The 11,319-nt window shown below is 46.9% G+C and carries 8 protein-coding genes; 7 read left to right on the top strand and 1 reads right to left on the bottom strand.

The window, feature by feature from the left end; genetic code table 11:
• The first annotated feature begins 304 nt into the window (after nucleotides 1–304).
• From CXK86_RS13970 to bglB, 6 genes are all read left to right on the top strand, one after another.
• Nucleotides 305–1,186, top strand: a complete 882-nt coding sequence (locus CXK86_RS13970) for an AraC family transcriptional regulator (RefSeq protein WP_036609061.1) — start codon at nucleotides 305–307, stop codon at nucleotides 1,184–1,186.
• Between the two features lie 22 nt (nucleotides 1,187–1,208).
• The gene (locus CXK86_RS13975; RefSeq protein ID WP_101313871.1) at nucleotides 1,209–2,480 is read left to right on the top strand and encodes an ABC transporter substrate-binding protein; all 1,272 of its coding nucleotides are present in this window, start codon (nucleotides 1,209–1,211) and stop codon (nucleotides 2,478–2,480) included.
• A 91-nt stretch (nucleotides 2,481–2,571) separates the two neighbouring features.
• Complete coding sequence (locus CXK86_RS13980; RefSeq protein ID WP_036609058.1) at nucleotides 2,572–3,477, top strand: carbohydrate ABC transporter permease; 906 nt, start codon at nucleotides 2,572–2,574, stop codon at nucleotides 3,475–3,477.
• On the top strand, nucleotides 3,477–4,301 hold the full coding sequence (locus tag CXK86_RS13985; RefSeq protein WP_036609056.1) for a carbohydrate ABC transporter permease: 825 nt from the start codon (nucleotides 3,477–3,479) through the stop codon (nucleotides 4,299–4,301). The genes CXK86_RS13980 and CXK86_RS13985 overlap by 1 nt, the downstream gene beginning before the upstream one ends.
• Before the next feature lie 53 nt (nucleotides 4,302–4,354).
• Nucleotides 4,355–6,856 carry a hypothetical protein gene (locus tag CXK86_RS13990; RefSeq protein WP_257467848.1) on the top strand — a complete coding sequence of 834 codons (2,502 nt, stop codon included), beginning with the start codon at nucleotides 4,355–4,357 and terminating at the stop codon, nucleotides 6,854–6,856.
• Nucleotides 6,857–6,897: 41 nt separating this feature from the next.
• Nucleotides 6,898–7,968: a beta-galactosidase BglB gene (bglB, locus tag CXK86_RS13995; RefSeq protein ID WP_101313873.1), complete on the top strand. Its 1,071-nt coding sequence runs from the start codon at nucleotides 6,898–6,900 to the stop codon at nucleotides 7,966–7,968.
• Between the two features lie 59 nt (nucleotides 7,969–8,027).
• Here bglB and CXK86_RS14000 read toward each other — a convergent pair whose 3' ends face one another.
• On the bottom strand, nucleotides 8,028–10,277 hold the full coding sequence (locus tag CXK86_RS14000; protein WP_101313874.1) for an FAD-dependent oxidoreductase: 2,250 nt from the start codon (nucleotides 10,275–10,277) through the stop codon (nucleotides 8,028–8,030).
• A 146-nt stretch (nucleotides 10,278–10,423) separates the two neighbouring features.
• On the opposite strand from CXK86_RS14000, the gene CXK86_RS14005 reads away from it, so the two are divergent.
• Nucleotides 10,424–11,188: a helix-turn-helix domain-containing protein gene (locus CXK86_RS14005; protein WP_101313875.1), complete on the top strand. Its 765-nt coding sequence runs from the start codon at nucleotides 10,424–10,426 to the stop codon at nucleotides 11,186–11,188.
• Nucleotides 11,189–11,319: the final 131 nt, after the last annotated feature.

The raw sequence follows: 11,319 nt of genomic DNA on the forward strand, positions 1-11,319 counted from the left end.
GTAATCCATATTTAACCAAAACCTCCATACCCGTGGAGGTTATTCGTGTTGGTCGGAAAAAGTATACCACGAAAAGAGAACTCATCCAACCAGAAATGCTTGACAAACATTAGCTGGTTTTTGTTTTCATCTTTCAAATCCCTATAAATTCCTTTCTAATCATTTTCAACAATTGTGATCAACAATACAGCAATATAGTTCAGATTAGATCGAAATAACTGTGATACAATTCATTGTAAAGCGCTATCATTGTAAATTATTAAACTATATTGCTTTTTATATTCTGGGAAGGGAGATCTTACTGATGCTAACCATACACACCCCGACGAATATTGCTTTGCAGGAAAATGAAGTTTATGTGCGATCAGAAGCAGATAATTTTCAGGATGAATGGCCTGTTCATACGCATAATGGGTATGAGATACATTATTTTATTCAAGGAGATGCAACCTTTTTAATCGGTGACCGAATATATAAGCCGCTGCCTGGAGATATGTTTATATTCAGAGGCGGTGTGCCCCACCGAATCAATCCTTCAAGAGAAATGGTGTACAAGCGAAGTTTTGTCAATTTCACGGAATTATTGCTTTTGGACATGCTTGCTGTCAGTCAGTTGGAGAATCTGATGTCCATATTCCGTCATCCCAATGGGTTATTGGTGCATTGGCCTCCGGAGGAGCGTGAGTATATCACAGCTATATTTAAGGGAATCAAGGAGGAGATGGGGGCAGGAAATACAGGGTACAAAACAATGGTCAAATTAAGTCTTACCCAATTGCTACTGCGGATTTACCGGAAAACAACCAGTGAGCAATCCGCCAATCCTATCTTATGTTCTTCCCAGAAGCAAACAAGCGTAAGCCGGGTTCTTCATTATTTAAACCAGAACTACACGGAGAATGTTTCATTGGATGAACTGTCCAAAACACTCCATTTGAATAAATACTACATTTGTCATTCTTTCAAAGAGACGACGGGATATACCATAAGCAACTATGTTATACGGAAAAGAGTTGCAGAGGCCAAAAAATTGTTGCTGTCTACGGATGCACCGATTTTGTCCATATCTGAGACGCTAGGTTTTAACACACCTGTATATTTTAGCAGGGCCTTTAAACAATATGTGGGTGTATCACCACAGTTATTCCGTAAAAGTGAATTGCTCAACGAAGCCAAAATTCATTAGAACCTTCCAAGGAGATGTTGATATGACAAGAAGAACAACGTTTAAGCTCATCACTAGCATGGTATTGGTCATGTTACTCATCGTATTGACTGCTTGCGGAAATTCAGGTACCAATGCTAATCCAAAACAAACAACCCTGGATTTCCTGTGGTTCTCTGACGGAAAAGAAGGAGAAGTCATCAAGGAAATCATTAAAGATTATGAGCAGACCAATACCAAGGTTAAAATCAACCTGATTGAAGTTGGCTTCAAGGATATCCAAACCAAATTAAAAACAATGTTATCCGGTGGAAAGCCACCTGCCCTGAGCCGGGTCACGGATACCGGATCATTTGCTAATCAGGCGGTTGATCTGACACCTTACGTGGACAATGCGGACCAATTCGAGGATCAATTTATTGACTCACTTAAACCTTATTATGTTATTAATGACAAGCTGGTAGCGGCGCCTATGGATGTTACAGCGAATGGGCTTATTTATAACAAAACCTTATTTGATAAAGCGGGCGTCAAAGTACCGACCTCTCCTGACCAGGTATGGACGTGGGATGAATACACAGCTGCGTTAAAAGAGGTTATGGACAAAGGCGGAGCACGTTATGGCATGGTATGGGATGTCACACCGCATAGATGGTCCACTCTTTTGTATCAGAATGGCGGAAGCATCTTAACAGAGGATGGCACTGCAGCAGCGATTAACAGTGAAGCCGGAATCCGTAGCATGGAGCAGTTCAAGCAGCTTCATCAAGAAGGGATCATGCCCGAATCCGTATGGCTCGGAGGGGAAAATCCGAACAACCTGTTCCGTTCCGGGACGGTGGCTACCCACTGGGCTGGCAACTGGATGATCAGCAATTACAAGGATATCACCGATTTTGAATGGGGAGTCACCTATATGCCAAAAGGAACACAACGTTCTTCAGTACCAGGCGGGAAGTTTCTGATGGCTTTCAAAGGCAGCGGATATGAGCAGGAGGCGGCAGAATTTATTGAATACTTAACGTCCAAAGAAGTAAATTCAAAATATAACCAAGAATCATTGTTTATGAGTCCACGGAAGGACAGCTCTGTATTGAATTATGAATTCGGCAAGGAAATGTTTGAAATTTTCGCGGATGAACTGAAGAACAGTTCGCCTCTTGCAGCTAATGACTGGTCCAGACAGACCATTATATCCAAAATTTCAACGGACCTGAAAAATAATATTGTTGAGGTTTTATCCGATAAGGCAACTCCGCAGGAGGCATTGGATCGAACAGCCAAACTGATTAACGAGGCTGTTGGCAGTCAATAAACGTAAAGCGCTTTGGTTAATTCGTATACGGGGGCTTACCGATTCCTGTGAAGCCTCCCTTTCGAATAACGCATAAGGAAGGGGCAAGCAGATGAGTGAAGGACAACGATTAAACAAAAATACGCTGGCAAAACAGAACAGGAAGCTCGTTATTGCTCCTTATCTGTTTATACTACCCAACCTCCTGATCTTTGGAACTTTTATCGTATTTCCTTCTTTATTGGGCCTCTATTATTCTTTTCATGTCTATGATGGATTGAACCCAATGAAGTTCAACGGGCTGGATAATTATATCAAAATTATAGGGGATCGGGAATTTTGGTCGACCATCGGACGAACGGGGATTTATGCAGCGATTGTTGTCCCTCTAATATATGCAGCAGCGTTAGGCATTGCTTTACTGCTTGCACGCGAGATTAGAATGCGCGGGTTCTTCAGGGCCGTATTTTACTGGCCGACCATGATTTCTTACATTATCGTAGGATTGACCTGGAAGTGGATTTTCGGAGATTCATTTGGCATCTTGAATCATCTGTTAACCGTGGTTGGTGTGGAACCTGTCGGCTTTTTAACCTCTTCCTTTTGGGCAAATACGGCAGTAATCATCGCGACAGTATGGTCACGTGCAGGCTTTTTCATGGTCATTTTTATCGCGGGTTTGCAGGCTATACCTACGGATTATTATGAGGCTGCCCGCTTGGATGGGGCAACGGGAATGAAGGTGTTCCGCTATATCACGCTCCCGCTTTTGAAGCCGACAAGCTTGCTTGTTGTTATGCTGACTCTGATTGACGCGTTCAAAGCATTTCCACTTATGTTTGCGCTTACAGGTGGTGGTCCGGGCAAAGATACTACCTATATTGTTCAATATATTTATGAGATTGGCTTTAACAGACAGGAGCTCGGTCTGGCCAGTGCGATGTCGGTGATACTGTTTATCCTTATTGGTGGATTCTCGGCTCTGCAATTCCGTCTATCGAAAGGAGGGGCTACGTAATGGTAATGAAGCCTATGGTCAAAATCTTCATCTACAGTCTGTTAAGTGTTGCCGCAGTGGTGTGGCTCCTGCCTGTCCTGTGGGTCGTGATTTCTTCTCTAAAAACGAATAGCGATCTGTACAGCTTCCCTCCCAAGTTATGGCCGCAGCCAATCACCTTCGAGCATTTCAAGGAGGCATTCAGTAAAGGCGATTTTGGCTTGTATTTTATGAATAGTACAATCGTAACTGTAAGCTCAACGCTGCTACTGTTATTGATTAACTCCATGGCAGGTTTTGCATTGGCGAAATATCGCTTCCGCGGAAGCGCGATCATATTAATTGCTTTTGTCTCAACACTCATGATTCCGATTGAGGTAATTATGATCCCTATATTCAAAGTGCTGAGTGCACTGGGGTTGTATAATAGCCTACTCGCGATTATTATCCCGCCAGCAGCAACCCCAACAGGTGTGTTCCTTATGCGGCAGTATTTGTTGTCCGTACCGGACGAGCTGTTGGAAGCTGCCCGGATGGATGGAGCGGGCGAATGGAAAATTTACTGGAGCATTATTCTTCCGATAGCGAAGCCGATTCTTGCGGTGCTTGCAATCTTCTCCTTCATGTGGAGATGGGATGATTTTGTATGGCCGTTAATTGCGATTAGTGATCCATCGAAATATACGATTCAGCTTGCGCTCTCTAATTTTATTGGTGAATACAACGTGGATTGGGGAAGTTTGCTTGCGATGTCCGTCATCACGATGCTTCCGGTACTGATTGTTTTTATGGTTTTCCAGCGGTATTTTGTCAGCGGTATGATTACTTCAGGAATGAAAGGATGAGTTGAATGTCAGATACCACCCGGAGTGGGATGGATACCTTGAATTATAAACCTATGAAATTAGGTCACAATCAGGTCATTAATCATTGGATGATCAGCGGCATATATACAAAGCCTGTTGCCTTTGTTCCAACAACGATGGAGGGAGATATTAATGATTGGCTTATCGATGGTTTTGCCATTCATGAGAATCCATGCAGAAAGGAATTTGTAGAACATAGGAGAACGCAGCCTGTGAAGCGATTTTTTGATCAATGGAGCGAGTTTCCTAGCCCGGGAGACGACTTCGTTGGAGAAGAGAACGGAATGCCTTGGGCACTGTATTCTCCTTGGAATAATCCACGTGTGGAGCAATCAGGATTTTGGTTTGTGCCGACACATCTGCGCAGTTACGCGGCGACAAGACTCATTTCTCCGACTGCTCATACCGCCTCTTTGCGGATTAAGACCTATGGCAGTCTGACGTTGTGGGTGAATGGGGAAATGGTAACGGATTTTGCGCCACTCATGCGTAACAAGGAGCAGGAAATCGTAATTAAAGCTGAACTTTTAGCTGGAATTAATGAGATCTATGCCTGCTGGGAGGATCTGGCTGAGCGGGATACCATGTATGCCTTTGCGTTGGAATATCTGGGAGACGAGGAATTGGTGATTTCCCTGCCTATTGCTCCTCATTTGGCTGAGTCTGTAAAATCCGCAGAGCAAGCCCTCGAACAGGCTTATTTTCCTTCGGATCTCTTCAGAGGTGAGCAGATTAAGCTCAAGCTGCCGCTTCCCTTGCCGGATATCGTTAGAGAGGTTGATATTCAGTATGGCAATTTTTTTGACGGTACCGAAAACAAGACGATACACATCGCCGAAAAGGAAACGGACTTGGTCCTTGCACATACGAATCAACTCGGTCATCATTACGTATATTTCACGCTGGCTATTTCAGTTTCAAATGTTGTACTAACCAAGAAGTTTGGCTGCCAATCCTATGATACGAGCTATGATGAGGCAGCTCAGCAAGCTGCGGATATTGAAGCCCGCAAATCCTTGGCTCTGCGATGTATTGCCGAGAAGGGCAGTCCCAATATTCATAAGGCCATTGCCATGCTCAAAACAGGAGGTAATCTGCAAGAAGCGGAGAACATTTTGCTTGAGGGTGTGGAAGGGATTGAGCAACGGAAGGATTGCAGTGACTTCTATCTGGTGGGACTGTTCCGTCTTTGGAGAGATGAGCGAAATAGCGGTCTGTTTAGTGAATCGTTCTGGGATCGGGTGAAAGCAAGTATTCTGGGCTATCGGTATTGGATTGATGAACCTGGCGATGATGTGATGTGGTTCTTCAGTGAGAACCATGCCTTGTTGTTCCATACCAATGAACTGTTAGCCGGACAGCTGTTTGGAGATGAAACGTTCAGCAACAGTGGTGAATCCGGTGAAGTACACCGTCAAAAAGCAGAGCAGAGGCTTGCATTATGGTTTGAGCGCTTTTTGGATGAAGGATTGGCAGAATGGAATTCGAGTGCATACATTCCGATTGATGCGGTTGGGTTGTTGCATATCTATGAATTTGCCCATAATGAACAGCTCAGACAGCAAGCCAAAAAGGCAATGGACCTATTATTCTATTATATTACCGTTCAGATGCATCAAGGAGTCTTGTCCACAACGTTTGGGCGCAGCTATGAGAAGGAACTGCTGGGTGGTTATGCAGCGGGAACCACTTCAATGTGCTGGATCGCTTATGGCGTTGGCAATGTAAACAATTATTCAATAAGCAATGTTGCCTTGAGTTTATCGGATTACAGCCCTCCAGCAGCATATCAGGAGCATCTGTTGCTTGGGGACAATCAGCAGTTGGTGTTCGCTAATCAGCAGGGCAAGGGAGGTTACGCCAAGCTCTATCATTGTCGGACCAGGGAATACTCCTTATCCTCAATCATTCGCTTTCGTCCAGGCAAGCCAGGTTATCAGGAGCATGTCCAGCATTTATCTCTGTCACCTGAGGCGCTGATCTGGGTGAATCATCCGGCAGAAATATACAAGCATGGGGATGGTCGACCTTGCTTCTGGGCTGGGAATGGGATATTGCCCGATGTTGTTCAGCATGAGGGGATCGCTTTGATGATGTTTGATATTCCTGCGGATAACAACTCTGACTGGACACATGCTTATTTTCCTACTCACTCCTTCACGGAATGGGTAAGGCATGAGAACTGGCACTTTGCCCGTTTGGATAAGGGTTATGCAGCTATATATGCGGCCAACGGGACGAGTATGGAGAGCAGCGGGGTGACAAGAAAACGTGAGCTTATTTCACCTGGCTTGCGTAACGCCTGGATTATAAGAGCAGGAAGCGAACAGCAATTCGGGTCATTTGACGCTTTTATCAACCAAGTTTGTTCTGCAAGCCCGCAATTCGATAATCAAGCTTTAACTCTCACTCTAACAGACCCGGTATATGGTCCAATTCAATGGGGAATGAACAAGCCTTTTCTTATTAAAGAAGAGGAAATTATACATGAAGGTTATGGAGTGAAGGGACAACTGAAGTTACTGGACATGTAGCGCTGAATCATTTGCAAGAAACCAAGGGAGTGATAACCAACATGCCGAATCAAATGGTGCTGCAGGAGAGAATAAGCAAGGTATCCCAAGCGATGGAGTCTATGAAAAACACAAGTATCAATGAACAGTTTCCCATCGGACTAATCGACATACATCTATGGGAATGGCCACAAGGTGTCGGTCTGTATGGCTTGCTTCAACTCCATGAGGCAACGAAAGATCCTAAAGTGCTGGAATTTCTCGAATCATGGTACAATGCAAGGCTGATGGAAGGGTTACCGGAAAAAAATGTGAACACCTGCGCTCCGCTCCTTACTTTGATCTCACTATGCGAGCTGACCGAAAACAGGGAGTACGAACAGGTCTGTGAGGAGTGGAGCAGTTGGATCATGGATGGACTGTTGCGAACCGGAGATGGTGCGTTTCAACATATGATTACGGGAGATGCCAATGATGGTCAAATTCTGATTGATACCCTGTTTATGACGGTGCTATTTTTGGCCAAGGCAGGGGTATACTTCAAGAAACCCGACATGGTGGAAGAAGCCAAACGACAGTTCCTTGTGCATATCAAATATCTATATAACAAGAAAACCGGATTGTTCTATCATGGCTGGGATTTCAATGAAAATCATAACTATGGTGCTGTTCATTGGGGAAGAGGCAATGCATGGTATACGGCGGGAGTTATGGATTTCCTGAATATCATTCCGATCGAAGACGGGTTAAAGGCCTATCTGTTGGATACAGCAACCGCTCAAGTCAGAGCACTGAGCAAGCTTCAAGGTGAGGATGGCATGTGGCACACTGTGCTGGATGATCCAACCTCTTACAAAGAAACCTCGGCAACGGCAGCGATTGGATACGGCATTCTTAAGGGAATTCGGTATGGATACCTGGATGAATCCTATCGCCAGAATGGCTTGAGTGCGCTTGAAGCGGTGTTGAAACAGATTGATGATAACGGCGTTGTACAGCAGGTGTCCTATGGTACACCTGTGGGGCAGGATGCTCAGTTTTATAAAGATATAGCGATCAGTCCGATGGGTTATGGACAAGCACTTACGTTGTTTATCCTGATTGAGGGCTTACGGGCTCCAACCGCCGAATAGAATAAGGCAGACTTGTATGGAGGATAGGGGATACAGTTTCCTGTATCCTCCTTTTTGTTTTAGTAAGCTCGAATCTCGATTAATTCGGCATATCTGCTGCCATTTGTGGCATCAATTATGATTCTCAGAGCCTGAGCTGATACAGGGATATCCAGGGAATGAATAACTTTTCTTTTGTGATTTTCTTGAACACTTGCGACTTGTGTCCATTCGCCAGCAGGAGTCAGTACCTCCACGTGATAATCACGCACCAGCTCAGGCATCACACGGAATGTTGTGTGATGGTGATGTAAATTAACCAGATCCTCGTTCACATCATCATTAAACGTCAAGTGCAACTCAGCCAAGGTTTGTGGCTCTTCCCATGTCAGTTGCACCCATTCAGGATTGCCAGACTGCATCGGCTGCGACATCCACTGTTGCGGCCCACCGTAAGGGCGATGATAACCGTTAATCGTGTTGTCCGCTGAATATGCCGAAGTCTCAGAGAGGGTACGATAGCAGAATGGCTGACGCGCCAACCCCTGCATGGACCATAATACGACAGGCTGATCCGTGGCATGATCCTCCAGATTTTTGGACACGTGGTTTTCTTCTGTTTTGAAGAAGATTAGCACCCCGCTGTGTGCTTCTGTCGAATGGTAGAGTGAGACTGCTTTATTGGAGCGGATGATTATAAAAGCATTCTGCGGTTCTTCCGGTCGCCATTCGAGCGGAAGCTTCACCCACTGCGCGGTTCCCGCCGTCACGTTAACGGTCGCCGTAACTTGTAACGAATGCGGGACGTAGTTCTCCTTACGCCCCGTATCCCACAGCTCTACCGTCAGTGCGGTATCGCTGGATGCATCCAGCAGTAGCTCCAGGCCGCTGAGCACTGGATGCACAGGCAGCAACAGGGCGACATCTGTACCCAGCGGGTACGTCTCGCCAGGCTGCTCAAGGGCGATGCCCGTCAGCGTGCTGGAGGCTGTAACCTGGGCACGCCGGGCCAGATCCAGCTCATCGTGGCTGCGCACCCCGATGATGGAAGCGTCCTGCCGCAGCAACGTCTGCTGCAGGACCGCTAGATGCCTCGCGTGCAGCTCGCGCGGCGACACCCCCATGGACGTGCAGAGCGCCGCGCCCGTACCCGCGGCTTCGCCGATGACCGCGCATGTTGCCATGACGCGCGTTGTGCCGAAGGCGACATGTGATGCACTGATGTCGCGCCCGGCCATGAGCATATTCCGCACATTCGCGGAATACAGCGAGCGGAACGGCACGTGATATACGCCATTGGCATGCATATGCTTCGAGCCACTCGCTTCGGCGTACATGCCCTGCGGAGGATGCAGGTCAATGGACCAGCCGCCAAAGGCAACGGCATCCGGGAACTCCCGCTGGCTGATAATATCGTTCTGGGTGAGCACATAGTCACCCGTGAAGCGGCGGTACTCCCTTTTGCCAGGTAGAGAACCAATCCACTCCAGCGTCATATGATCTGCATCAAACTTGCCGGAGTTCTTGATATAGTCCCAGATCCCGTAGATCACGGACCACAGTTCATCACGGATCAGCTCATTGTCATGAACGGTGTCATGTTCACCGCCCCATTCAATCCACCAATAATGACAACCGGAATCCCCGCTGCGAATGACCCGGCGAATCGGAATGCTGGTCTGTGTAATATCCTTGGCAAAAGAGGGCGGGATATAGCGGACAGGCGCACCAGCATCTTTGGTATAAAAGAGAAGTGTACTGCCCAGCGTGATCTGATCAGCCACCTCAGGTGCCCACTCTTCGCCATATTCGCTGCGGGCTTCCCGGCCGAGTGCAAACTTGGCTCCAGCCAGAAAGCCGACCAATCCATCACCCGTACAGTCCAGATAGATCTGACTTTCGAATCGGATTTTGCGCTCAGAACCCATCATCCAGCCAGTGACAGAGGTGATCTTTCGTTCATCCCCATCGCCAGTAGCCTCGACTTCATGTACATCCGTGTTCAGGAACAGGCTGATGTTGGATTCAGCTCGAACGGCTTCCAGAATGATTAAGTCCCAGAGATAGGGATTGCCCTCCGGATTACGATACTGATTCTCTACAAACAATTTCCCCATAATACCCGTTTCCCGGGCATAACGGTTAATCCCGTGGGCGGTGGCACCGCACACCCAGACCCGAACCTCGCTGCTGGAATTGCCGCCAAGCACGGGGCGGTTCTGCACCAGCGCCACCTGTTGCCCCATGCGGGCAGCGGCTATCGCAGCGCATACACCAGCAAGTCCTCCGCCGATGACGGTGATGTCGTATTGTACATGCTCTTGTTTCATATCTGTGACCTCCTTAACTGAAGTTAGATCCACCTTCACTCCAACTACATATCTATAATTTCATCTTAGATTTATATATTCACTTTTTAAATGCACTATACTATCATCAAACATATACTTTATTTCACAGAAAGGGTGGTCAAGTCATGGAGCTGCTTAACCACATCTACTGGAAGCAAAAAGGGGAATTTGCTCTTACGGAAGATATCTATACGACTTGGGTGGCTTTTGCCGTCGAAGAGGGAATATTCCATTATGAGATTGGGGGTCAGATCGGAGAAGCGAGTTTTGGCGATCTGGTGCTGTGCCCCCCGGCGGTTCCTTTTCGGCGGACAGTCATTACCCCGCTGACATTTCACTATTTACAGTTTAGCAGTAGCCTGGAGGAGGAGGAGTTTCTGCCACCAGCCGGAAAATCGCTGATTAATGACACGAAGCGGTTAGCCTCGACGTACGCTTATTTACGCCAGGACAGTGAGGAAAATAAGGGGGGAGTTGCCCGTTGGAAGACACATTTTATGATGGATTTGTGGCAGTTGTATCAGGTGGAACGCAGACAGAATCGCTTAAAGGAGCGGAGATTTACCGAAGACGCACGAATGGCTGAAGCGGCAGGGCTGCTGGAGGAGCGGGCGGAAGAGGAGATCAGCCTTCAGGAATTGGCACAGCGACTGGCCTTGAGTCCGGTGCAGTTGACAAGGCGTTTCCGGGAAGCTTTTCAGGAGACGCCATCAGGCTATCTCAAACGGGTCCGTCTGAAAAAAGCGCAGAACCTCTTGGCTGACAGCAGCCTGACCCTTAACCAAATTGCCGAGCGATGCGGATATGAGAACGGTTTTTATCTGAGTAGAGTGTTCTCCAAAACGTTGGGCATAAGTCCATCTGAGTATCGCAGGAGACACAGGGTGTAAGCTGAAAGAAGTGAGCAGAAAGCTTGAAGACAACTTTAAAGACAACTTTTGAAGCCAGCGGAGCACCAGGTATACACTTCGTTACGGGTTGCCCAGATTATGGAGGAGCTGGTGCGAATGAGTGCAGAAGC

The organism is Paenibacillus sp. BGI2013 (assembly GCF_002843485.1).
GTDB lineage: Bacteria > Bacillota > Bacilli > Paenibacillales > Paenibacillaceae > Paenibacillus > Paenibacillus amylolyticus.